Source organism: Glutamicibacter sp. AOP12-B1-11 (genome assembly GCF_052379245.1).
GTDB lineage: Bacteria > Actinomycetota > Actinomycetes > Actinomycetales > Micrococcaceae > Glutamicibacter.
The window spans coordinates 25,605-47,636 of the sequence record NZ_JBQSYL010000029.1 but is presented as its reverse complement, the minus strand read 5'-3'; the positions used below and the strand labels follow the sequence as shown (position 1 = coordinate 47,636).

21 protein-coding genes are annotated in these 22,032 nt (G+C 64.5%); 13 read left to right on the top strand and 8 right to left on the bottom strand.

Going from position 1 to position 22,032, the window contains the following annotated elements; translation table 11 throughout:
• Window position 1: 1 nt before the first annotated feature.
• The 3 genes from ACT3UQ_RS15995 to ACT3UQ_RS15985 form a co-directional block, all read right to left on the bottom strand.
• A complete protein-coding gene (locus ACT3UQ_RS15995) occupies window positions 2–1,369 on the bottom strand; it encodes an MFS transporter (protein WP_096288399.1) in 1,368 nt (455 codons plus the stop codon).
• A 279-nt stretch (window positions 1,370–1,648) separates the two neighbouring features.
• The gene (gene pstS, locus ACT3UQ_RS15990; RefSeq protein WP_096288397.1) at window positions 1,649–2,791 is read right to left on the bottom strand and encodes a phosphate ABC transporter substrate-binding protein PstS; all 1,143 of its coding nucleotides are present in this window, start codon (window positions 2,789–2,791) and stop codon (window positions 1,649–1,651) included.
• A gap of 177 nt (window positions 2,792–2,968) precedes the next feature.
• Window positions 2,969–3,286 carry a hypothetical protein gene (locus tag ACT3UQ_RS15985; protein ID WP_096288395.1) on the bottom strand — a complete coding sequence of 106 codons (318 nt, stop codon included), beginning with the start codon at window positions 3,284–3,286 and terminating at the stop codon, window positions 2,969–2,971.
• A gap of 170 nt (window positions 3,287–3,456) precedes the next feature.
• Between ACT3UQ_RS15985 and ACT3UQ_RS15980 the strand changes: the two genes are divergently transcribed.
• From ACT3UQ_RS15980 to ACT3UQ_RS15970, 3 genes are read left to right on the top strand one after another with little or no spacing between them, the layout of a single operon-like run.
• Window positions 3,457–4,527 carry an efflux RND transporter periplasmic adaptor subunit gene (locus tag ACT3UQ_RS15980; RefSeq protein WP_444637516.1) on the top strand — a complete coding sequence of 357 codons (1,071 nt, stop codon included), beginning with the start codon at window positions 3,457–3,459 and terminating at the stop codon, window positions 4,525–4,527.
• A complete protein-coding gene (locus ACT3UQ_RS15975) occupies window positions 4,527–5,234 on the top strand; it encodes an ABC transporter ATP-binding protein (protein WP_444637515.1) in 708 nt (235 codons plus the stop codon). Before ACT3UQ_RS15980 ends, ACT3UQ_RS15975 begins: the two co-directional genes overlap by 1 nt.
• Entirely contained in the window at window positions 5,231–6,466 is a 1,236-nt protein-coding gene (locus tag ACT3UQ_RS15970) for an ABC transporter permease (protein WP_444637514.1), read from the top strand. Before ACT3UQ_RS15975 ends, ACT3UQ_RS15970 begins: the two co-directional genes overlap by 4 nt.
• A gap of 51 nt (window positions 6,467–6,517) precedes the next feature.
• Here ACT3UQ_RS15970 and ACT3UQ_RS15965 read toward each other — a convergent pair whose 3' ends face one another.
• Both ACT3UQ_RS15965 and ACT3UQ_RS15960 read right to left on the bottom strand, forming a co-directional pair.
• On the bottom strand, window positions 6,518–8,419 hold the full coding sequence (locus tag ACT3UQ_RS15965; protein WP_444637513.1) for a glycerophosphoryl diester phosphodiesterase membrane domain-containing protein: 1,902 nt from the start codon (window positions 8,417–8,419) through the stop codon (window positions 6,518–6,520).
• A 174-nt stretch (window positions 8,420–8,593) separates the two neighbouring features.
• The gene (locus ACT3UQ_RS15960; protein WP_444637512.1) at window positions 8,594–9,070 is read right to left on the bottom strand and encodes a hypothetical protein; all 477 of its coding nucleotides are present in this window, start codon (window positions 9,068–9,070) and stop codon (window positions 8,594–8,596) included.
• A gap of 425 nt (window positions 9,071–9,495) precedes the next feature.
• Here ACT3UQ_RS15960 and ACT3UQ_RS15955 point away from each other — a divergent pair, with 425 nt between their 5' ends.
• The 5 genes from ACT3UQ_RS15955 (at window position 9,496) to ACT3UQ_RS15935 (ending at window position 14,849) form a co-directional block, all read left to right on the top strand.
• Window positions 9,496–10,179: a fasciclin domain-containing protein gene (locus ACT3UQ_RS15955; protein ID WP_096288383.1), complete on the top strand. Its 684-nt coding sequence runs from the start codon at window positions 9,496–9,498 to the stop codon at window positions 10,177–10,179.
• A gap of 181 nt (window positions 10,180–10,360) precedes the next feature.
• On the top strand, window positions 10,361–10,951 hold the full coding sequence (locus tag ACT3UQ_RS15950; RefSeq protein WP_096288381.1) for a sigma-70 family RNA polymerase sigma factor: 591 nt from the start codon (window positions 10,361–10,363) through the stop codon (window positions 10,949–10,951).
• Window positions 10,952–11,695: an anti-sigma factor gene (locus ACT3UQ_RS15945; RefSeq protein WP_096288379.1), complete on the top strand. Its 744-nt coding sequence runs from the start codon at window positions 10,952–10,954 to the stop codon at window positions 11,693–11,695.
• An 85-nt stretch (window positions 11,696–11,780) separates the two neighbouring features.
• Complete coding sequence (locus ACT3UQ_RS15940; RefSeq protein ID WP_105552579.1) at window positions 11,781–13,169, top strand: cryptochrome/photolyase family protein; 1,389 nt, start codon at window positions 11,781–11,783, stop codon at window positions 13,167–13,169.
• A 114-nt stretch (window positions 13,170–13,283) separates the two neighbouring features.
• Window positions 13,284–14,849 (top strand): molybdopterin-dependent oxidoreductase, encoded by a 1,566-nt coding sequence (locus ACT3UQ_RS15935; protein WP_444637511.1) that lies wholly within the window; start codon window positions 13,284–13,286, stop codon window positions 14,847–14,849.
• A 60-nt stretch (window positions 14,850–14,909) separates the two neighbouring features.
• Here ACT3UQ_RS15935 and ACT3UQ_RS15930 read toward each other — a convergent pair whose 3' ends face one another.
• Together ACT3UQ_RS15930 and ACT3UQ_RS15925 are read right to left on the bottom strand one after the other, a co-directional pair.
• Window positions 14,910–15,203 carry an antibiotic biosynthesis monooxygenase family protein gene (locus tag ACT3UQ_RS15930; protein ID WP_444637510.1) on the bottom strand — a complete coding sequence of 98 codons (294 nt, stop codon included), beginning with the start codon at window positions 15,201–15,203 and terminating at the stop codon, window positions 14,910–14,912.
• Between the two features lie 69 nt (window positions 15,204–15,272).
• Window positions 15,273–15,728 (bottom strand): DUF6069 family protein, encoded by a 456-nt coding sequence (locus tag ACT3UQ_RS15925; protein WP_096254366.1) that lies wholly within the window; start codon window positions 15,726–15,728, stop codon window positions 15,273–15,275.
• 117 nt (window positions 15,729–15,845) lie between these two features.
• Here ACT3UQ_RS15925 and arfB point away from each other — a divergent pair, with 117 nt between their 5' ends.
• Entirely contained in the window at window positions 15,846–16,268 is a 423-nt protein-coding gene (arfB, locus tag ACT3UQ_RS15920) for an alternative ribosome rescue aminoacyl-tRNA hydrolase ArfB (protein ID WP_105552577.1), read from the top strand.
• 125 nt (window positions 16,269–16,393) lie between these two features.
• Here arfB and ACT3UQ_RS15915 read toward each other — a convergent pair whose 3' ends face one another.
• Window positions 16,394–17,110, bottom strand: a complete 717-nt coding sequence (locus ACT3UQ_RS15915) for a FadR/GntR family transcriptional regulator (RefSeq protein ID WP_105569421.1) — start codon at window positions 17,108–17,110, stop codon at window positions 16,394–16,396.
• Between the two features lie 168 nt (window positions 17,111–17,278).
• On the opposite strand from ACT3UQ_RS15915, the gene ACT3UQ_RS15910 reads away from it, so the two are divergent.
• Genes ACT3UQ_RS15910 through ACT3UQ_RS15895 form a run of 4 tightly spaced genes read left to right on the top strand, consistent with a single transcriptional unit; the run spans window position 17,279 to window position 21,928 of the window.
• Window positions 17,279–18,727: a four-carbon acid sugar kinase family protein gene (locus tag ACT3UQ_RS15910; protein WP_444637509.1), complete on the top strand. Its 1,449-nt coding sequence runs from the start codon at window positions 17,279–17,281 to the stop codon at window positions 18,725–18,727.
• A gap of 26 nt (window positions 18,728–18,753) precedes the next feature.
• Window positions 18,754–19,647 (top strand): NAD(P)-dependent oxidoreductase, encoded by an 894-nt coding sequence (locus ACT3UQ_RS15905; RefSeq protein ID WP_096254362.1) that lies wholly within the window; start codon window positions 18,754–18,756, stop codon window positions 19,645–19,647.
• A gap of 55 nt (window positions 19,648–19,702) precedes the next feature.
• Window positions 19,703–21,085 (top strand): GntP family transporter, encoded by a 1,383-nt coding sequence (locus ACT3UQ_RS15900; protein ID WP_105569420.1) that lies wholly within the window; start codon window positions 19,703–19,705, stop codon window positions 21,083–21,085.
• Between the two features lie 3 nt (window positions 21,086–21,088).
• Window positions 21,089–21,928, top strand: coding sequence for a class II fructose-bisphosphate aldolase (locus ACT3UQ_RS15895; protein ID WP_444637508.1), 840 nt, complete (start codon window positions 21,089–21,091; stop codon window positions 21,926–21,928).
• The last annotated feature ends 104 nt before the right edge of the window (window positions 21,929–22,032 follow it).

The following is a 22,032-nucleotide window of genomic DNA, read 5'->3' as shown; positions in this document are numbered from 1 at the left end:
CTCAGAGGTTTTCCGGGCCGGTCTCATTCCGCTTTCCAAGATCAACGTTCTCGGTGTCCCCATCCTGGGGATACAGGTCCGCTCCGGTGCGGTCCTTCAGCGTCAGGGTCGCGAGCAGCGAGGTGGCCACCCAAATGAACAGGTACGTGGATACCGCCACGGTGGTATCGAACTTGCCCACCAGCGCGGCGGCAATGGTCGGCGCGAACGCGCCGCCGACCACCGAACCCAGCGCATAGCTGATCGAGGCGCCGCTAAGTCGAATGCGCGCCGGGAAGAGCTCGGCGTAGAGCGCCGGCAGCGGCCCGTAGGAGAAGCCCATGAAGGCGCCGAAGACCACCAAGGACACGGTGACCCAAGCCAGGTTCGCGGTTTCGATGAGCAAGAACAGCGGGAAGAGCCAGGCAAGCAACAGCACCCAGCCGATGATGAACATCTTCTTGCGCCCGATTTTGTCCGAAAGCACGCCGCCGAACCAGGTGGAAATCAGCCAGGCCACCGAACCGATGGTGATGATATTGAGGATGTCTCCGGCGTTCAGTTCCAGCTTGTTTGTCGCATAGCCGAGAATGAAACCGCCGGTGAGCATGTAGCCTGCGGTGTTGTTGCCCATGAACACCAGGGTCGCCTGGATGACCTTCTTCGGGTGCTTGCGAAACAGCGTGGACAGCGGGGCGGTCTCGGTCTGCTTGGTCTTCTCCAGCTCGTGGAAGACCGGGGACTCCTGGACTTTCACGCGGATGTAGTGGCCGATGAGGATCAGCACGAAGCTGAGCAGGAAGGGAATGCGCCAGCCCCAGGCCATGAACTGCTCCGCGGAGAGCACCGCGGCGATAATCGCGCTGACCGCCGAGGCCAGCAGCATGCCCGCCGGAACGCCAAGCTGCGGGAAGGCGCCGAACTTTCCGCGGGCATTGTCCGGGGCGTGCTCCACTGCCATGAGCGCGGCCCCGCCCCACTCGCCGCCGGCGGAGAAGCCCTGGACGATGCGCAGGAAGATCAAGAGAATCGGGGCCCAGACGCCAATGGTTGCGTAGGTTGGCAGCAGGCCAACGAGCGTGGTGCCCACGCCCATCATGATCAGCGTGGTGATCAGCACCGCGCGGCGGCCATAGCGGTCGCCAACCCGGCCCATGACCACGGCCCCCAAGGGGCGGAAGAGGAAGCTGATGCCGACGGTGGCGAAGGCGATGATCGAACCGAGCGACCCTTCGGCCGGCGTGAAGAACTGCGGAGCCAACACCAGCGCCGCGGCATTGGCATAGATGAAGTAGTCGTACCACTCCACGGTGGTTCCCACCATTGTCGCACCGGCGACCCTTTTCTGCTCCGGCGTCATACGCCCCGATGCGGAAGCTGCTGCAGTCATTGCTCCTCCTCGATATAGCGAGTGTCTGGGAGCATTTTCCTGCACATATCCGGGCGCTCGGCGCCGGACTTGGAACGACTCCCTAGCCCCGATATTAGGCTTGTATTTATAGTCCTACAAGGGCTGCAACAGCACGCTGGCGCCCGGGAAGCCAGCGTGCTTCGGGGTGGAACGGCTCCAGTCCGCTCGTGTGCCGGCGGCACGGCACCGCAGGATCACCGGCCCGGCGTTGCCGATTCCCGCGCGCTGCCGGCCCCGGGGTAAGCGAGGCCGCCGCGGCTAGGAGCCGGCGGTGATCGAGTCGATGGCGGTGCGGGCTTCTTCGGCCAGCTGCTCGGGCATCGGGGCACTCTTGGCCGAGTCGGCGGACACCTTCTGGCCCTCGTCGCTGACCACGTATTGGCCGAAGGTCTTGGCCAGTTCCACGGTCTGCGCATCAGCATAGCTGCTGCAGAACAGCAGATAGGAGACCAGCACCAGCGGGTAGGCGCCCTCGGCGGTGGTTTTCCGGTCCAGCTCCAGCGCGATGTCGTGCTCCTTGCGGCCTTCGGCGCGTTCGGATTCGGCTACGGCCAGGGCCGCGGCCTCGCCGCTGACGGCCACGAATTCGCCGCCGACCTTCAGCTTCACCTTGCCCAGGTTCTCATCGACCAGGGAGTCATCGGCATAGGTCACCGCGCCCACCGCACGGGTCACCGTGGTCACCACGCCGGCGTTGCCCTGGGCCTTTTCCAGGCCGGTCGCATCCGGCCAGCCGCCATCGGGCTCATGGGCCCAGGCTTCGGGGGCAACGCTGTGCAGGTACTCCGTGAAGTTCTCGGTGGTTCCCGAGTCATCGGCACGGGCCACCCCGGTGAGCGGAACATCGGGCAGTTCCACCCCCGGATTCAGCGCGGTGATGGCGGGATCCTGCCAGGAGCGGATCTCGCCGGAGAAGATCCTGGCGATGGTCTCTGCGTCCATATTCAGCTCGCTGATCCCGGGCAGGTTGAAGGCGATGGTGATCGGGGAGATGTAGGCGGGGATGTTGATCGCGCCCTGCGGGCCGCAGGTTTCGATCGAGCGCTGGATCTCTTCTTCCTTGAGGTACGCATCGGATCCGGCGAATTCGGTGCCGCCGGCCAACAGCCCGGCGCGCCCGGCGCCGGAGCCCACCGAGGCGTACTGCACCTGGACCTTGGGGTGCAGCGTGGCGAATTCGGTGGTCCAGGCATTCATGGCGGAGTTCTGCGCCGTGGATCCGCCTCCGGTCAGCGTGCCTTCAAGATTCGAGGTATTGCCCTCCGCGGCATTCCGCTGCGCTTCGCCCAACGGGTAGTCCGACCCGCATCCGGCCAGCAATAGTGTCGCAGCCAGGCTTGCGGCGACTATGAGCTTGGGTGAACGGGCAGATGCCGACCGGCGGGGGAGGCTGGGGCGCACGGGTGCTCCTCAAATCTTGGCTGAATGTTGGACAGGCTAAAAACACAAGTCAAGCATCATACTGCTCAATGCTCGAAACTCATTACTTCGCGCTGGTGCAACTACCTTACGTCGAATCGGGTACGCGTGCGGTGCGCGATTGCTCGAAGTCTTGAAGGTCCTGGGCAAATCACCCGGTCAGCGCCCCAGCCGCTTGGCGGCCGCTGGAAAGATCAAGACCGTCAGCGCGCCGGTGACCCTCACGGAAGCGGTCACCTCGGAGAGAATCCCGCGGGCGGCCGCGGGCCTCAGCGTTCTGAGCGGCGCGAGGTTGAAATTCACGCCGCTGGTCACGGAGAATACCGAGATCAGAAAGCTGAATCCCACGATTTCCACCTTGTCCATCACCTCGGCGGCATACTCGGCCTTCACCTCCTTGAGCACCGCGTTGGCCAGGATCCCGGCGGCGAACATGCCAAGGGCCGCATCCAATTCGAAGACGGCGGCCACCAGCATCAGCGAGACCAGGAGCAGCTCGGCACAGAACTTTTACTCCAGAAGCAGGTCGTAGCTGACCTGTACGGTAAAAATCCAACATTTTCGGTTAAAGATGGGATTATTGCCCAAATAAGCTTGGTATTTGCTGGACGCTTTGCTATTCATTGAATGGTGAAAAGAGTTACTGCATGAGCCAACGCCGCATATTCCGCCGCTTCATCCTTCCTTCCGCCTGGCTGCTGATCGGCGTCCTCGTCGCCGTCAGCCTCGTCAAGCTCGCCTTCACCGGCAGCAGCTCGGCCGCCGAGGACCAGCTATATCCCACCGGCGAGGTGCCGGCCGAAACAATCATGGTGGAAACTGGCACCGTGGAGAACACCCTGTCGATTTCCGGGAGCATCAAGCTCGATGCGGCGCAGCCGCTGAACGCCCCGCTCGACGGCGTAGTGAACTGGGCCTTCGTGAAACCCGGTGACCACGTGAGCAAGGGCGACCGGATCTTCCAGATCCGCGCCGAAACCCAACCCGAAGCCGCCGAGACCACCGAGTCCGATCAAGAATCCTCCACCGAGGAGGAACCGGTGCAGGCCGCCGAGCCCGTGGTGACTTACCACGACGTGTACGCCCCGGCCACCGGCAAGGTCGGCAAATTTGCCATCGAGCTCGACGACGAGGTCACCAAGGGCGCCGACCTGGCCAAGGTGCAACCGCAGCACTTCAAGGCGGTCGGGGCGATCAGCCCGCTGGACCGCTACCGGCTCATGGATGGAACTCTCGAAGCCACGATCACCATCGAGGGCGGGCCCGAGCCCTTCACCTGCAAGGATCTGAGCGTGGGCGATACCGCCTCGGCCACGGTGGACGCCGATTCACCGGAGCAGGAGCTGGACCCGGGGATGGGTCCGATATCCGCCGAAGGGCAGGGCTCCAGCGCCTCGGGCAGCGAAATTTCCTGTGACGTTCCGGCGGAAACCGTCGTCTTCGATGGGCTGTCCATGGCCATGGACATCGAAGCCGGAACCGCCGAAGAGGTGCTGACCGTACCGGTCACCGCGGTCCGCGGACTGGTCGGCAGCGGCGCCGTGTGGCTGCTCGACGAGAACGGCAAGGAGATCCGCACCGAGGTGCAGCTGGGGGTCACCGACGGCAAGGTCGTCGAGGTGGCTTCCGGGCTGGAGGCCGGAGCCGAGGTGCTGCGCTACGTTCCGGGCTCCGCTCCCGAGCCGGCTGAAGGCCCGGGAATGGAGATGTACCCCTGATGAGTTCTGCTCAGCTGCTGAAGCTTGAGAACGTCACCCGCAGCGTCCGGCTGCCCGATGACAGCGAACTGCGCATTTTGTCCGGTATCGACCTGACCGTCACCGAGGGCGACCATATCGCCATCGTCGGGCGCTCGGGCACCGGGAAGTCCACGCTGCTGAACATCCTCGGACTGCTGGACCGGCCGACCTCCGGCGCCCTGGCCTGGCGGGGAAAGGACGCCACGAAGCTCAGCGCCCGGCAGGCGGCCGCGGCCCGCGGCCGGGACCTGGGTTTTGTCTTCCAGCAGTTCAACCTGCTGCCCGGACGCACCGCGCTGGAGAATGTGATGGCGCCGCTGATGTACTCCAGCGGCCGCGACTTCTGGCAACGCCGCAGGCTGGCCGCCGAGTCGCTGGACCGGGTGGGGCTTGGCGCCCGGCTCGATTCCATGCCGCAGACCCTGTCCGGCGGCGAGCAGCAGCGCGTGGCCATCGCCCGCGCCCTGGTCCGCCGCCCGCGCGTGGTGCTCGCCGATGAGCCCACCGGCGCGCTGGACGTGGCCACCGGCCGCGCGGTGATGGAGCTATTGGATGCGGCCACCGTCGAATCCGGCGCCGCGCTGATCACCATCACCCACGATTCCAATGTTGCGGCGCTGGCCCGCGAGCGCTTGAGCCTCGACGGCGGACGGCTGCATCCGCTGGACCAGGAGGCCGCGCGATGAACACCCTGGCCCGCATCTTCACCGGATTCTTCGCCGCCTTGCTCGAGGCCTGGCAGGAGCTGCGCATCCACCGGCTGCGGGTGCTGCTCTCGCTGATCGGGGTGACCATCGCGGTGGCCTCGCTGACCACCGCGGTGGCCGGAGCGCAAATGGCCCAGCAGCTGATGACCGAACAGCTCGAGCGCAACGGGCGTCCGGCGATGATCAGCACCTACGCCATGGACCCCGCCAGCCAAGGACCGCCGCAGAGCTCCGCTGAGATCACCGCGGCCTTCGAGAAAACCAGCGAGCGCTTCAAGATCGAGTACACCTCGCTGATCGGCCGCACCTTCGGGACGCAGGCGGTCCGCCAGGGCCTGTCGGTGGATACCGAGATGCAGGTGGTCGACCCGGACTATGGCCCGATGCACCGGATCTTCGCCCAGCACGGACGCTGGCTGGAGGACGCCGACGCGCAGAACCTCTCCCCCGCGGTGGTCGTGGACAAGACCACGCTCAGCGCGCTGGGCATGGAAGAGGGCACGCTGCCGGCGACCATCGAGCTGCGCGGCCTCGGCGGCGACGTTTCGGTCACCGTCATCGGCGCCACCTCCACACGGGGCTACGGATCGATGGGGCAAATGTGGATGCTGCCCGAGACCTACGAGCACTGGTTCGCGGCCGCCGCCCCGCTCAGCGATGTCAGCTATGCCATGTGGGTGCCCATCGAGGGCTCCGAGGAACTGGCCAGTCATTTCGCCCGGCAGATGCAGGCGGAACTTCCCGGCTACGTCGTCGATTCCCAGCGCCAGGACTATTTGGCCTGGGGCAACGACGAGTCCCTGAAGCAGTTCGCCCTGGTGGTCAGCTCGATCGCCGGCATCATTTTGCTGCTGGGTTCGCTGAGCCTGCTCAACGTGGCCATGGTGACGATGAAGCAGCGGATCCGCGAGGTCGGGATCCGGCGCAGCTTCGGCGCCACCACCGGTCGGGTGTTCTTCTCGGTGATGATGGAAAGCGTGGTGGCCACCGCCGTGGCCGGCGGGCTCGGGGTGCTGATCTCCGTGGCCCTGGTCTCAAACCCGAAGCTGATCAATGCCGTGATGGCCACCGGGCTGGATGAGATGCCCGGGTTCCCGGTGCAGGCCGCGCTGCTGGGCATGGGCGTGTCCATTGCCGTCGGCGCGTTGACCGGCGTCCTGCCCGCCCTGGTGGCCGCCCGGGTACGCATCGTCGACGCGATCCGCGTCTGATACGCCGTTGGCCGGGCAGGCCCACCCGGGTTGGCCCGGTGGGGGTTCTGGCTACCGGAACAGATCCAGGTGGGCCAGGGCTACCCCCACCCGGTAGGCGGAGCGCGGGCTGCTGGAGACCAGTTCCCTGTCGTGCAAGGCAATATCTACGCTGTCGGTCACGATGCCGTCCACTCCGAGGCTCAATAGTTCGCGAATGGTCGCCTCGTCATTAACCGTCCAGACAAAGACCGGTTTGCCTTCGGCTTGAGCCGCGCGCAGCACCGCTGGATTGAAGGAGGCCTGTTCCACGACGATGAAGTCGGCTGCGACGTCGGGTATGGCTCCGATGCTCATGGCAATCGTCAGCCCCACCTGCAGCTCCGGGCGGCGCTGCTTGATCTCGCGCACGGCTTCTGGATCCAGCGAGTGATAGATATTCGCCTCGGCACTCCCCGTTGCATCCACCTCGGCGAGGAAACGATCCAGGTAGCCGGCGGACTCATGCCCGGTCACCTTGAGTTCAACCAGCAGCGGGATCTGCAGTTCCGCTGCCCGGTTCAGGTACTCGGTCATGGTGGGAATCTTGCCGGTGAACCCTCCCACGGATTGGGTCACGGCGGTGACCTCGGCAACGCTCATGTCATAGATGTTCTCGTTGCGTCCGGCGACAACCAGCAGATTGGTATCGTGGCTGGCCACGAAGTGGCCGTCTTTGGTCTCCTGGAAATCTGCCTCGACGTAGTCCGGCTGCAGCTTTGCGGCGGCTTCCAACCCGCCGATGGTGTTTTCCACTCCGCCGCCGGAGAATCCACGGTGCGCCAGAATGGCGGTGTCGGCGGCACGCGAAAAGGTGCCGGCCATAACCGGGGCCGCATTCACGCTTCCGGCCAGCACCAGTGCGCAGGCAGCCGCGGCTCCCATCGCACGGAACAGCCTTGACCCAATGGCGGGCGCCGGTTCCCGCAAGCTGGCCAAATTATCTGGCAGCCCGAGCCGGGACCGGGTAGCTGCCACGAGCACCTGGATGATCACCACGGTCGTCGCGCCAATGACCAGGAATCCCAGGCCCTGGCCAACACCGATGCCGAGCGAAGCGGCCCAGGCCGCCCCTTCGGGCTCCAGGAATCCGCCAGCGGCGGCCGAGCCCCACACCAGGAACTCGACGATAAATGACATCAACAGGGCGGAAGCCAGCACCGGAACACCCAGCAGCGCCGCGGAGCGCCAGAAAGTCCGCCGGGTGGCACGCAGGCTCTCGACGATCGCACGATAGGGCCGTCGCCGGCCCACCACGAACATTGGCAGCGTCAGCATCAGGCGCAGATTGAGGTAGATCACTGCGCCGATGATGGCGGCGTACAAGCTGCCGCTCAGTGGTGTCTTCAGGTACTCCCGGGTGATGAACGGCGGGATATCGATGCCTTGGATGAGCACGGAAGACAGGCCGAGCCCACCGAGCGGAAGCACCACGAATAGGTAGGCCATGAGCAGCGGCGAGGGGTACCGGGCAAAGCGGCCCAAGGCGCTGCAGGTCTCGCTGGCTATGCCGCGCATGGTTGGCGGCAGGCCGGCTTGCTGTCGATTGACCATGACGATGAGGGCAGAGAACTGCAGGCCCATCGCAAGCAGCACCAGGACGGCGATCAAAAGGAGCAATAAGACGGCGCTCGGGTCCGCAAGCATCACCGGCAAATTGCGATCGGTGAGGTTCGTCAGCCCGCAGGATTCCAACGCCAGGGAAAACAGCGCCTTGACCCCGGGGATCACGGCCAGTGCGTTGACCAACTGCAGGGTGATGATGACGGCGAGATAACGCAGAGTGTGCGCATGCCCCAGGCGCAGCCCATGGGAGATGAGCCCAAGAGCCGAAGGCGCAGCCAACCGTCCGCGGCCTTGCCCGGACCGGTCCGAACCACGCGTTGCGGGGCCGGCGCTTTGGTCCGTTTCACCGGCTCCCGAGGGTTCCTTCATCGTCCGGGTCCTACTTTCAGGTTTCGTGTGCAATATGGCGCCAGTGCAACGTTTTGGAAGTAGTTGACCTTGGTCTCTTCCTATTCTAGAACTGCACGACTTGCGCGCCCTGCGGCTGGGATCTTCGGGCGGCGGCCATCTTCGGCGGATCGGCCAATGGCTGGTGCGGTCCTGCTATTTTTTGGCGAAGGCCGGCGTGCTAACCACACATTCCACCGGCTTTCCGGGCTCCCCGGTGACCGCCGCGATTTCCTTGACGCCATCGAGCAGGACTCGGCAGGTGGCTGTGGCTCCGGCACGTGGGGCGGCTGAGACTCCGGCTTCTTCTTCGGCCGTCACCATGACCGATTCCTGCCATGTGGCGCTCCGCTTTTTTGCCGGATCATTTGTTGTCGCCACCTCGCCAACCGCGGTCTCACTGGAAACTTCGCCTCGAGTCGGTGCCTCCAGGTACTTCACGTCATCAATGCCATTGACGGTTCCCCCGGTCACCGACACTTCGTAGGTGACGCTCCAGGCATCCGCGGTCTGTCTGCCGAAGGACTCAACCATGCCGCAGGCGGTGGCCGATAGACCCAAGACAACAAGCAATGAACATGCCCCGAGAATTTTCGAGATTCGTTTCGTCTTCGTGTTCTGGGAAATTTTCATTCTTTTCCTTCGTTCATGCGTACTTTGCTAGGTGTCGCCACCATATCTACGGTACAAGCCAGATAGTCGGCTTCGCCTCGCCCGGCAAAGGGAGATCTCGGCATTAGTGGCTCCACCCACGGGACTAGATGCCAACGGGCTGAACTGCCTATTGATGCCAGCGAACGGTCCACGCAAGCCAGCAGAGCCATGACCCAGCGGCAGCTCTCATCCCGGACAAAGCACTAGGTCCAAGACCAAGGGTGGTGCCAGCCGCTTTCGCGCACTCATGGCGAGCGCTAATCCAGGCCGAAATCCCGAGTTTTAATATTTTTCGAGAATTTTCAATCCTTTCCCCATCCGGCTCCGAATGCTTCATGACAGCCCGCACCGACAGGGTCGGGGAAGTACGGCGAGAGTAGTCGTCGTAAGGCAAGGAGATAGACATGAAACGCATGAATCGCAATTTCGCCGGCGCTCTCGGACTGATGGCAGTGGCCGCGATGGGGCTCACCGCCTGCTCGACCGGATCAGAAACCGCCGAGCCTTCGGCCTCCAGCTCCATGGCCGCACCAAGCAGCTCGGCCATGGCCAGCGAATCTGCCATGGGTGACGCGGAAATGGATCCCGCAGCGAATCTCGTTGGTTCCGGTTGCGCCGCCTACGCCGAGGCAGTTCCAAGCGGCGACGGATCGGTCGCAGGCATGGCCAAGGACCCGGTAGCGGTGGCGGCCTCGAACAACCCGCTGCTGAAGACCCTGACCGCCGCCGTGTCGGGAGAGTTGAACCCTGATGTAGATCTCGTGGACACCCTCAATGGTGACGAGTTCACGGTCTTCGCCCCGGTTGACGACGCTTTCGCAGCAATCCCGGAAAAGGACCTCAACGCGGTAGTTGAGGACGCAGATACGCTCAGCGGCATCTTGACCTACCATGTGGTCCCCGGCCAGATTGTTCCTTCGGATCTTTCGGGCTCCTACACCACCGTTGCAGGCCAGGATCTCGAGGTCACCGGCAGCGGCGACGAGCTCGAAGTCAATGGTGCTTCGGTCATCTGCGGTGGCGTGCAGACCGCCAATGCGACCGTCTACCTGGTCGACGAAGTGCTGATGCCACCGGCAAAGAAGTAACCTCGGCCGGTAGCAGCAATTCTCCAGGCGTTTAGCTGGTCGGTGTTTGGTGGTTCACTCTTCAAACACCGGCCACTAGACGTTTAATGGGCAGAACTCGGGATGGCCGTCCGGGGCATGAACTACGAACAGAGGTAATTTGGTACGCCTGTATGCGAGTCCCGGTGCTAGGCTCGACTCCATGGAATCACCACGGAGCGCGGCTGGCACAAGGCCTCCGGTTGGCGACCGTTCCGCCGAGTATTGGACCGATGTTTGCCAGCGGGTCGCCGACGGCGAGCATCAGGCGTTCGATTCGCTGTACGCAGAGCTGTCTCCGATCGTCTATGGAATCTCGGTGCGGCTGATACGCAATTCGGCCCAAGCCTCGGAGGTGACCCAAGAGGTCATGCTCGAGATTTGGAACAACGCCCAAGGCTATCGTGCAGGTTCCGGCACCATCTATGCCTGGGCTTCGACGATCGCCCGCCGCCGGGCGATCGACCGGATTCGTTCCGAGGAAGCGCGAACCCAGCGCGAGGACCGCAGCTTCACCGTCGAGCGGGAAGTCCCCGAAATCGATGAGTTCCTCATGGAACAGGTCGATTCGCAGCGGGTGCGCCATTGCTTGGACACCTTGACCGTTAAGGAAAAGCAGACGGTTTTGGACACCTACTACGGCGGGCGGACCTACGCCCAGGTGGCCGAAAGCCGGGAGATGCCGCTGGCTACGGTGAAATCAAGAATCCGCAGCGCCCTGCAGCGCTTGAAAACATGTTTGGAGGTGGCCTAAATGAATTACAAGGAAACTGACGGCTCATTGAGCGCCCACGAGCATGAGCTGCTGACCGGGTTGGCGCTGGAAGCCCTCGACTCCCCCGAAGAACGCCAACAGGCCGAGGAACTGGCCAGTTCCAACCAGGAAGCCGCCAACTGGCTTCGCGGCTACCGCGAAACGATCGCGCAGATCGACCAGGCGGCCTCGGTCGAGCCGCCGGCGGAGTTGCGCGACAAGATCTTCGCCGCGTTGCCGGCCCAAGCCGACCAGGCACCGATTTCGCTCAGCGAGCGGCGCGAGCAGAAGCAGCGCCGCGCCCCTCGTTTCGGCTGGCTCGCCGCCGCGGCGGCGGCAGTGGTGCTGATCGCGGTGCCGACAACCATTGCGGTGAACCAGCACGAGCGGGCCACCACCGCCGAGACCCAGCGCAACGAATTGCTTTCCATCCTCGACGGCCAGCAGGTGAAGGTCATCAGCTCGGAAATGGCAGAAGGGCAGGGCAAGATGATGCTGCTGGCCTCCTCGACAGGGTCGGTTGTCCTGGGACAGGATCTGCCAGCAATCGACGATCAGCACGATTACCAGTTGTGGACCATAGCCGCTGGCGAGTCCCCGGTTCCCGCCGACGTGATGCCCCATGGCAATTGGACCGCGCAATTCCCCGTCATGCCCGAGGGCACGGCCATAGCCTTGACGGTTGAACCTGCAGGTGGCTCACAAGCCCCGACCACCGATCCGGTGATGGTGCTCGCCGGCTAGAGATGACAGTGCGGTTGACCTCCATGGGCGTTATTTAGTTAGCCTAGCTAGATATACACTAAGCTTTGTTCATGAGGAAGAATCCATGAGCCAACCGCAACAGGCACTTCAACTGGTCTTGTTCCGCGATGATTTACGCACCGTGGACCATCCGGCGCTTCACGCGGCGCGGGACGCAGGAGACACTGTTGCCCTCTACATCCTCGATGAGCAATCCCCCGGCATCCGTCCGCTCGGCGGCGCCGCGCGCTGGTGGCTGCATCAGGCACTGCTCAGCCTGCGCGAATCACTGGATGACCTCGGCATCCCGCTGATCTTGCGCCGCGGCCCCGCGGCCAGGATCCTCGCCGAGCTGAGCCAGGACGGCAACCTAGACGAGGTGCACTGGAACAGGCGCTACGGCGAAGCCGAACGCGCGGTGGACGCGGAACTCAAGCTCCAGTTGCGCGGCGACGGGATCGCCGCGCACAGCTACTCCGCCGCACTGCTGCATGAACCATGGGAACTGCTGACCCAGAACGGGACCGGCTACAAGGTCTTCACGCCCTTCTACAATTCGCTGCGCGCGCAGGAACTACGCCCGCCGTTGCCCGCGCCGGCGCCGCAGCAGCGCCAGGGCTTTCCGCTGCCGCCCAGCGAATCGCTCGATGATTGGAAACTGCTGCCGACAACCCCGGATTGGTCGGAGGGGCTTGCTGCGACCTGGACCCCAGGGGAGCCAGCGGCCCAGGAACGCTTGGCCGAGACCCTCTCCTCGATAGCGCAGGACTACGCCGAGCATCACGACCGCCCGGACCTCGATGGTACTTCCGCCCTTTCCCCGGCGCTGCGCTGGGGCCATCTCAGCGCCCACCAGGTCTGGGATGAGCTCAGCAAATATGCCGCCCACTCCCCCGGTGCCGCCCAGGGAGCGGCTGCCATGCGCCGCCAAGTGGCCTGGCGGGACTTCTGCTGGCATCTCTACTACCACCACCCGCAGCTTCCCACCGAAAACCTGCGGTCCGAATTCGACGATTTCGCGTGGGCCTGGCCCGCAGACGGCAAAGAGGTGGCAGAAAAAGTTGCCTGCTGGCAGCGCGGCCGTACCGGCTTCGGGCTCGTGGATGCCGGGATGGCGCAGCTCTGGCACACCGGCTGGATGCACAATCGCGTGCGGATGGTCACCGCAAGCCTGCTGGTGAAGAATCTGGCGGTCCATTGGAAAGTCGGCGAGCAGTGGTTCTGGGATACGCTCGTCGACGCGGATGTGGCCTGCAATAGCGCAAACTGGCAATGGGTCGCCGGCAGCGGAGCCGATGCCAGCCCGTACTTCCGGGTCTTCAATCCCGAACTGCAGGCCAAGAAATTTGATCCGCGCGGATCCTATGTGGCCCGGTACGCGCCGTTGGCCGCGGAACCACTGGTCGATCTCAAGGAATCACGCGAACAAGCGCTGGAAGCCTACAGCGAGATGAAATTGCGGCAGGGCAAGTAATTTCCAAAAACTTCCGCATCCGCCAATCCAGATGCGCTACAGTTCCGAATACCCAGTAGGCGGTCCCCTTGCCTATTGGGGGCATGGGCATGACAACGTTTGAGGTGGTCTGAGATGGACGATTCAAGAGGACAGAAAAGGTCCGGGCTTTTCGCCTTTGGATTTGCGGGTTTGGTATCCGCAGCGGTGCTTTTTGCGGTCGCCCAATTGGTGTCGGTATTTTTCGCCACCTCCTCTGCGCCGGGAGTAGCGCTAGGCTCGACCTTCATCGACTTCACCCCGCCGTGGCTGAAGGATTTTGCCATTGCGACCTTCGGGACCAACGACAAGCTCGCCCTGTTCATCTCCATCGGAATTGTTGCCGCGCTACTCGCGGCGCTGGTGGGACTGCTCGCTCGGCGAAGCTTTGCCGCAGCGGCGGCGGCCATCCTCGTCCTGGCTGCGGTGATCGACGCTGCCGTCATCACGCGTTCCGCGACCGACCCCATGGATCTGGTCCCGGTGGTGGTCGGTACGCTGCTGGGGCTTGGAACGCTGAAATGGCTGACCGGGCTGGCCACCACGAGCTACTCACCGGCGGCCGCGGAGGAAACCAGCCCTGGCCCCTCCCGGCGGAAGTTCCTGCTGGCTTCCTCGCTCTCCTTGCTGGGGGCGCTTGTTGTCGCAGGTGTCGGAGCCTCGATTTCCGCAACACGAAATGCCGCCGAGGCGGCCCGCCTGGCGCTCGGTTTGCCTGCGGCCAAGGTGAAAGCCGCCAAGGTTCCGGCTGGAGCGCAGGTAGAGCTTGCAGGAATGCCGAAGTTCGTCACTCCCAACGAGGATTTCTACCGCATCGACACCGCGCTGTCGGTCCCGCGGCTCGACCCCGCCGAGTGGTCGCTGCGTGTGCACGGCATGGTCGAGAACGAATTCACCATGAGCTTCGATGAGCTCTTGGGCCAAGATTTGGTGGAAAGCTACCTCACGCTGACCTGCGTCTCGAACCCGGTCGGCGGAGATCTTGTGGGCAATGCCAAATGGCTCGGCTACCCGCTGCGCAATCTACTTGAACGTGCGGTTCCGCAAAACGGTGCGGATATGGTGCTGTCGACATCCAGCGATGGCTTCAGCGCTTCGACGCCAATTGAGGTGCTCACCGATGACCGCATGGCCCTGTTGGCCGTCGGCATGAACGATGAGCCCTTGCCGCTGGAGCATGGCTTCCCGGTGCGCATGGTTGTCCCGGGCCTCTACGGCTACGTCTCGGCGACCAAGTGGGTAGTGGATCTGGAGGTCACCCGTTTTGCCGACAAGGAAGCCTACTGGACCACCCGCGGCTGGTCGGAGCGCGGACCAATCAAGATGTCTTCGCGAGTGGACGTGCCGCGCTCCTTCACTCAGCTCCCGCCCGGAGAGGTCGTCATGGGAGGCACCGCGTGGGCGCAGACAACCGGCATCTCGAAGGTCGAGGTCAAGATCGACGACGAACCCTGGCAGGAGGCCGAGCTGGCCGAAGAAGCCACGCTGGATACCTGGCGCCAATGGCGCTACGTCTGGAAGGGCGGATCCCCGGGCAACCATTCGGTCACGGTGCGCGCCTACGATGCCGAGGGTGAAATGCAAACCAGCGAGCGGGCTGATCCGGTGCCCAACGGGGCCAGCGGCTGGCAACGCGTGCAGTTCTCCGTCACCGACTCATAAACGCTGCGTGGATCCACCCCTCGTTGACGGCGCAGCGGCCTCGGCAGCTATCGTTGAGCGCTAGAGTTCGACAATCTCGAATTCCATCAGATCCGCGCCGGAAGCGACAGGCTTCTTCTCCGCGCCTGTGTGCGCGGCATCCGCACGCGTCTCGCGCCAGTTCTCAAAATCCTCGCGCGTAGCCCACTGGGTGAACACAAAGTAGCGGTCCTCGCCGGACACCGGGCGCAGAAGCTTGAACCCCTCGAAGCCCGGCGAGCCATCCACCGAGTGCTTGCGAGCCGCGAAACGCTTTTCCAGCTCCGGACCGGCTTCGTTTGGCACCTTCAACGCATTGATGACGACGATCGACATGAATTTCCCTTCATTGCCCAACTGGCGTTGGGCTACCGATGATTCATATCTCAGCCTACCTCCGTCCCCTCAGGCCACGCGAAGCTGCTTCGCCTGCAACCGCTCTAGCTTGGACTTCCTGGCCAGCTTGTTCGAATTGTCCACCGCCATGTACCAGGAGGCACCAACAACCAGCAGAATCAGCGAAAGCCCGATACCGCTGGCCAGATCGGCCGCGAACAGGATCGGGTTGATGACGGAAACAACCATCACCGCGGCACCGGCCCACTGGGCGAATTTGCAGAACCCCGGACGGGCACGCCCAATCAGGAAGGTCAGGAATCCCAGAATGAGAAATGGCAGCGCGATGAAGCGGACAATACCGAAGAAATCAACGTTCTGGAAGATGCCTCCGGTGAATCTCATCGAACCGCCGGCAACCCCGCTGATAAAGAACACAAAAACGCTCGTGACCACCGCGCTAAACGCGGCGATGACAACTTGAACGTAGTTGAAAGGCATCTTGTACTTCATTTCAGCACTCATGGCTGAACATCTCCTCGACCAATCGAAAACGGATAACCCTCCAATTTAAATGTACGCCCGTTTGGATGACTTGAACCCAGGAGATTCCGCTTTCGCTTCCCATGGGAAGCTTGATATATGGATATAGAGATCACGCGCGCACTGAGCATTCCGGAGTCGGAGCTCAACTGGCGCTTCTCACGTTCCTCCGGTCCCGGCGGGCAACATGTCAATACCTCCGATAGCCGCGTCGAACTGTCCTGGTCCGTAGCGGGTTCGCGGATGCTCAGCGATTACCAGCGTCAGCGCCTGCTCGATCGCTTGGATTCTCGGCTCATCGCAGGGGTCCTCACCGTCAGTGCCTCCGAGCAGCGCTCCCAGCTGCGCAACCGCGAGATCGCCATGCAGAAAATTGCCGATCTGGTCGGCACGGCGCTGGCTCCCGACGGCCCCCGCCGACGTGCAACGAAGCCGACCAAGGGATCGCAGCGGCGCCGCCTGGCTACGAAGTCGCGCCGCTCGGAAACCAAGCAGCAACGCAAAAAGCCCTCCGCCGAGTAGGCCACTTGGGTGAATCATGGACTAAATCACCGGCAAAAAACGCGCGTTGGCTCTTCCCCGAAGCAGAGCAGTGAATGCCTGCGGCATTTCCGGTTCCGCCTATTGGAGCGCCTAGGGCCCGGGAGCTAGCCTTTTCCCGCCTGCTGGCGGAGTATGAAGGTATTGAGATCTTCGAGGGTCTGGCGCATATGGCCATCCATGGCTTCGCGGGCGCGGGAACTGTCGCGCTGCCCCAGCGCCTGGCGGATTTTTTCGTGTTCCGCGATGGCATGGGCCTGGATTTGCGGAAAGGCGCTGGTTTCCCGCCGGCGGGAGGCCAGCACCCGGCCCAGCGGCTCGAAGAGGGCCGCGAGGAAGACGTTGCCCGAGGCGCGCAGGATCTGATCATGGAATTCGAGGTCTGCATCCACGAAACGATCCAGGTCGGCTTCTTGGTGGGCGGCCTTCATCTCGGAAACCAGTTCATCGAGCCGGGCCAGCTGCGCGTCGCTGATCTTGCTCGCCGCCAGCTCGCAGGCTCCGGTCTCCAGCATTCTGCGCAGTTCGATGAGCTGCACGGCGGCCGCAGCGGCCCCGACGCCCTCGGTGGTTGCCCGGAGCACCGCTTCCAGCGAACTCCACATGCTCACGGGATTCACATAGGTGCCGCGGCCGCGCTCAACCCGGATGATGCCCTGCGCCGCGAGGATCTTGATCGCTTCGCGCACGGTCATCCGGCTGACGTCGAGCGCCGCGCAGAGCTCCAGCTCGCCGGGAATGAGCTCGTCAACTGCTAATTCCCCGCCGATGATCCGGTCAAGCACGTCATCCGCGACCTGCGTGACCAGTGACTTTCGAGACACGGTTCCTCCATCCTTGAGGCCCGATGCCCCCTTGCAGACTTATCCAGTCTATGTGCCCGCGGCTGTTGCGGTGCGCGGAATTCCGTGGAACACTATTCCTCATGACAGATGTCTGACATCTTACCAATGAAGTCAGTTGGTCGCCCAAAGACGAAGGAGTCCTTGTTCATGCTTGAGTCCGAATTGCTCGCCGGATACCTCCCGGAACGCGAAATCGAACCCGCTGAGATCGCCGCCGCGGCACGCGCCACCGGCCGCGTCCTGGTGGTGCTCGACGATGACCCGACGGGCACCCAATCGGTCAGCAACCTGCCGGTGCTCACAAGCTGGGACGTCGCGGACTTCCGTTGGGCCTTCGGCCTGCGGCTGGACGGCGAGCGCGCGCTGGCCGTCTACGTGCTGACCAATACCCGTTCCCTCGACTCGGCCGATGCCGCCGAACGCAATGCGCAGATCGTGGCCGCCGCCTCGCAGGCCGCGGCGGAGGCGGGTATCACCCTGGGCTTTGCCAGCCGCAGCGATTCAACCCTGCGCGGCCACTTCCCGCTGGAAACCGACACCATAGCCGCAACCCTGCGGGACATCGATGCGCAGAATGCGGTGGACGCGGTGCTCATGGTCCCGGCCTTCGGCGACGCCGGACGGCTCACCGTTGGCGGCGAGCACTATATGCGCACCGGTGGCGGAGAGCTGGCGAAGGTCAGCGCCACCGAATTCGCCAAGGACGCCACCTTCGGCTTCAGCACCAGCTACCTGCCCGACTACGTGGCCGAAAAGACCGGCGGCCGCGTGGCGGCCTCCGATGTCCTCGTGCTGGATCTGGATACCATCCGCTCCGGCGCCCAGGGCATCGCCGGCAAGCTGGCCCAGACAAAAAACGCGCAGGTGGCCACCGCCGATATCGTCACCGAAAATGACATGCGCGCGCTGGCCGAAGGCCTGGAACTGGCCGAGGCGGCCGGCACCCGGGTGCTCTACCGCGTCGGCCCGCCCTTCGTCCGCGCCCGCATCGGCCAGGACATGCGCCAGCCGCTGAGCACCGAAGAGATCTTTGCCGGGAATGACGCCGGGATGCGCACCGCGGGCGGGCTGATCGTCGTCGGCTCCCACGTGGGGGTGACCACCCGGCAGCTGGCGGATCTGACCGCACAGCATGCGAACGCCACCGTGATCGAGCTGGAGGTGCCCACCATCCTCTCGGAGCAGAGCGAAAGCTACCTCGCGGCCAAGGCCGCCGAGATCGGCACCGCCTTGGCCACCCAAGACGTCATCGTGCACACCTCGCGGACGCTGGTGAAGACCGCCGACGCGGCCGAATCCCTGGAGATCGCGCGCACCGTGAGCGCCGCGGTGGTCAGCGTGGTCAACCGGATCCTGCACAGCACTCCCCCGCGCTTCGTCATCGCCAAGGGCGGGATCACCTCCTCGGATGTCGCCGCCCACGGCCTGGAGATCCGCCACGCGATCGTGCGCGGGCCGATGCTGCCGGGCATCGTCTCGCTCTGGGAATCGGTGGACGGCCCGGCAGCGGGCATCCCCTACGTGGTCTTCGCCGGAAATGTCGGAGATGACAGCTCGCTGACCAAGGTCACCCGCACCCTGAGCACCACCTTCTAGCACCACCCCAAGATTTGGAGACACCAATGAGCACCACCACTGTTGCAGTCCTCGGCCTGGGCGCCATGGGCCTTCCGATGGCCACCCGCCTGGCCACCGAACTGACCGTGCACGGCTTCGACATCTCGGCCGAGCGCATGGAACTGGCCCGCAAGGCCGGAATCAGCACCTTCGAAAACGCCCGCGAAACGGTCACCGGCGCCGATGCGCTGCTGCTGGCCGTGCGCAACGGCGAGCAGCTGGACTCCGTGCTGTTCGGCGAAACGGGCGTGGCGCAGTGGCTGAAGCCCGGAGCGGTGGTCATCCTGACCTCCACCGTCGGGCTGGATGCGGTCCCCGCCACCGCGGCCCGCTTGGGTGAGCTGGGCGTCGGCCTGGTGGACGCGCCGCTCTCCGGCGGCCCGGTGCGTGCCGGCGAGGGCGACCTGCTGATCGTGGTCGGCGCGGAACCGGCGCAGCTTCAGAAGGTCCGCCCGGTGCTTGAGCTGCTGGCTTCCACCCTGAGCATCGTGGGCGACAAGCCCGGCGACGGCCAGGCACTGAAGACCGTGAACCAGCTGCTCTGCGGCGTGCACATCGCCGCGGCCGCCGAAGCGCTGGCGCTGGCCGAGAAGCTGGGCCTGGACCAGGAAACCACCCTGCAGGCGCTGCAGGCCGGAGCGGCGAACTCCTTCATGCTCGGCAACCGCGGCCCGCGCATGCTCCAGGCCTACGCCGATCAGGGCGCCGAGGTGCTCTCCCGGCTGGACATCTTCGTCAAGGACATGGGCATCGTGACCTCCGCGGCCCGCGCGCTGCACCTGCCCACCCCGGTGGCTTCGGCCGCCGAACAGCTCTACCTACTGGGCGAGGCCCACGAGCTGGCGGCCGCAGATGATTCGGCCGTGATCAAGGTTCTCGCCCCGAAGTCCGCCAAGTAAAGTCGGCTGCACGCAGCTGCCCCTGAGCATTCCCGTCAAAGGAGACGAAATTTTCATGAGCCCACTTCTGCTCTTACTGATCGCGGTAGCCGGCGTTGCCCTGCTGCTGGTCGGTGTCATCAAATTCAAGATGCCCGCATTCATCGCCCTGCTGCTGGTCAGCATCCTGGTGGCCCTGGCCGCGGGGATCCCGCTGCAGGATGTGGCCGGGCTGATCACCGAGGGCATGGGCGGCACGCTAGGCAGCGTGGCGGTGCTGGTGGGCCTCGGCGCGATGCTCGGCAAGGTCATCGAGATCTCCGGCGGAGCCCAGGTGCTGTCCACCCGGTTCACCAAGCTCTTCGGCCCGCGCCGCGTCATCGCGGCGCTGACCACCGCGGCGTTCCTGCTGGCCATCCCGGTCTTCTTCGACGTCGGATTCATCGTGCTGGTGCCGATCATCTACGGCTTCGCCAAGGCGCTGAACGTTTCCCCGGTGAAGATCGGGCTGCCGGTCGGCGCGATCATGCTGGCCATCCACGTGGTGGTCCCGCCGCACCCGGGTGTCGTGGGAGGCGCCGAGATCCTCGGCGCCGACGTCGGATGGGCCACCATTCTGGGTCTGGCCTTCTGTGCCCCGCTGGGCGTGCTGAGCTACTTCGTGGCCAAGCGGATCAACCGCCGGGATGTCCCCATGCTTCCGGAAACCGCGGAGCAGTTCGCCTCCTTCGGCAAGAGCACCGATGCGGGCAGCACCCTGACCAAGACCAAGGCCCCGACCTCGTCCATGGTCATCTCCATGATTCTCCTGCCCATCGTGATGATCATGCTCGGCACCGTGGGCGGCACGCTGGTCACCGCGGAATCCACCGCGGCGAATGTCCTGGGCTTCGTCGGCTCCCCGGCGATTGCGCTGCTGACCACCGTGCTGGTTGCCTACTACCTGCTTGGCGTGCGCAGCGGCTGGTCCAGCGAGCAGACCGGAAAGGTCATGGACTCGGCGCTGGCCCCGGCGGCCATCGTGATCCTGGTGACCGGCGCCGGCGGCGTGTTCGGCAAGGTGCTCACCGAGTCGGGCATCGGCACCGTGCTGGCCGAATCGCTGTCCTCCGCGGGCCTGCCGATCATCGTCATGGCCTTCGTGCTGGCGGCCATCCTGCGTGCCTCGCAGGGTTCGGCCACGGTCGCGATCATCACCACCACCGGCTTGCTGGCCACCGCCGTCGAGGCCGGCGGCTTCTCCACCGTGCAGACCGCGCTGATCCTGGCGGCCGTCGGCTTCGGCGCCTTCGGGCTGAGCCACGTGAATGACTCGGGCTTCTGGATCGTGACCCGCTTCCTGGGACTCTCGGTCGCCGACGGGCTACGCACCTGGACCGTGCTGACCACCGTTCTGGGTGTCGCCGGATTCGCGCTCACCTCCCTTGTCTACGCCATCGTCACCGCCGCAGGAGTCTAATCCATGCTCATCCCCATGAACCAGCTGGTCGCCGAGGCCATGGCCGCAGGCCACGCCGTCCCGGCCTTCACCTGCTACGACTTCACCACCGCACTGGCGGTGGTGGCCGAAGCCGAAGCGCAGAACCGCGCGGCCATCCTGAATGTCGCGCCGAAAACCGCGTCCAGCGCCTCCGGGCTGCGCCTGATCTGCGCGCTGCGCACCCTGGGCGGACAGGCCACCGTGCCGGTGGCGGTGCAGCTGGATCACGCCAGCGACGCGCAGCTGATTGCCCGCGCGGTGCAGGCCGGCGCCACCGCGGTGCTCGCCGATGGTTCGGCCGGCTCGCTGGAGGAGAATATCTCCTTCGTGCAGCAGGTGCGCTCGCTGATCGGCCCGGACATCGTGCTGGAAGCAGAACTCGGCGCGCTGCCCGGCAACGAGGACAAGGCCTTTGAGCAGAGCGCCTCGCAGCTGACCGATCCGGAACAGGTGGCCGAATTCCTTGATGCCAGTGGGGCGGACCTGCTGGCGGTGGCCATCGGCAACGTGCACGGCCGCTACAAGGGCGAGCCGAAGATCCACTGGGATGTGCTGAAGGCCATCCATGCCGAATCCACGATTCCGCTGGTCCTGCACGGTGCGTCGGGAATCGCTGCGCCGGATCTGTCGCGGTCCATCTCCTATGGGGTGGGCAAGGTCAATCTGAATACCGAGCTGCGCAGCTCGACGCTCACCATGCTGGCGGAGCAGCTGGAATCGCGCCGGGCCGACGGGCAGAATATCCTGGGCCTGCTCGGTGACTGGGAGCGCGCGGTGACCGAGGTCGCCGCGTCAACGTTCGCCGCGCTGGTGTCCAGCTAGCCTGCCGCCTTCAGGGCCGTGGCGCGGGGACTTCGCGGTTCCCGCACTGCGGCGCTCCGGCTTTGCCACTGCTAGCCGGTGCGCGCGCAGCCGAACCTGCGCGC